Origin of the sequence: Mesorhizobium sp. M1295, from assembly GCF_040318135.1 — a bacterium.
GTDB lineage: Bacteria > Pseudomonadota > Alphaproteobacteria > Rhizobiales > Rhizobiaceae > Mesorhizobium.
Window position 1 is genome coordinate 1 of record NZ_JAMYLU010000074.1, and the last position, 1,177, is coordinate 1,177.

At 63.2% G+C, this 1,177-nt stretch carries 1 protein-coding gene; it reads left to right on the plus strand.

Features of this window, described 5'->3' with window-relative positions; all coding sequences use genetic code 11:
• Positions 1-1,176 carry an elongation factor Tu gene (gene tuf, locus NKH29_RS32530; protein WP_127294065.1) on the plus strand — a complete coding sequence of 392 codons (1,176 nt, stop codon included), beginning with the start codon at positions 1-3 and terminating at the stop codon, positions 1,174-1,176.
• Position 1,177 lies beyond the last annotated feature (1 nt).

Consider the following 1,177-nt stretch of genomic DNA (forward strand, 5'->3'; position numbering starts at 1 on the left):
ATGGCAAAAGGTAAATTCGAGCGCACTAAGCCTCATGTGAACATTGGCACGATTGGTCACGTCGACCACGGCAAGACGTCGCTGACGGCGGCGATCACCAAGTATTTTGGCGAATACAAGCGCTACGACCAGATCGATGCGGCGCCGGAAGAAAAGGCGCGCGGCATCACCATTTCGACGGCACACGTCGAATACGAGACGGCTGCCCGCCACTATGCCCATGTCGACTGCCCCGGCCACGCCGATTATGTGAAGAACATGATCACCGGTGCCGCGCAGATGGACGGCGCGATCCTGGTCGTGTCGGCCGCCGACGGCCCGATGCCGCAGACCCGCGAGCACATCCTTTTGGCCCGCCAGGTCGGCGTGCCGTCGATCGTGGTGTTCTTGAACAAGGTCGACCAGGTCGACGACGCCGAGCTGCTCGAGCTGGTCGAGCTCGAGGTGCGTGAGCTCCTGACCAAGAACGAGTTCCCCGGCGACGACATTCCGATCGTCAAGGGTTCGGCGCTTGCCGCACTTGAAGATTCTGACAAGAAGATCGGCGAGGACGCGATCCGCGAATTGATGGCGGCGGTCGATGCCTACATCCCGACGCCGGTTCGTCCGCTCGACAAGCCGTTCCTGATGCCGATCGAGGACGTGTTCTCGATTTCGGGCCGCGGCACGGTGGTGACCGGCCGCGTCGAGCGCGGCGTCGTCAAGGTCGGCGAGGAGCTGGAGATCATCGGCATCCGTCCGACCACCAAGACGACCTGCACGGGCGTCGAGATGTTCCGCAAGCTGCTCGACCAGGGCCAGGCCGGCGACAACATCGGCGCGCTGCTGCGCGGTGTCGACCGTGAAGGCGTCGAGCGCGGCCAGGTTCTGGCCAAGCCCGGCACCGTCAAGCCGCACAAGAAGTTCGTCGCCGAAGCCTACATCCTGACCAAGGACGAGGGCGGCCGTCACACGCCGTTCTTCACCAACTACCGTCCGCAGTTCTATTTCCGCACGACGGACGTGACCGGCATCGTGTCGCTGCCGGAAGGCACCGAGATGGTGATGCCGGGCGACAACATCACCGTCGATGTCGAGCTGATCGTGCCGATCGCCATGGAAGAGAAGCTGCGCTTCGCCATCCGTGAAGGCGGCCGCACCGTCGGTGCCGGCATCGTCGTCACCATCAAAGAGTAAT

Excerpts from the sequence above, each read along its gene's own strand:
- tuf (WP_127294065.1), top strand. The coding sequence starts at position 1 with ATGGCAAAAGGTAAATTCGAGCGCACTAAGCCTCATGTGAACATTGGC.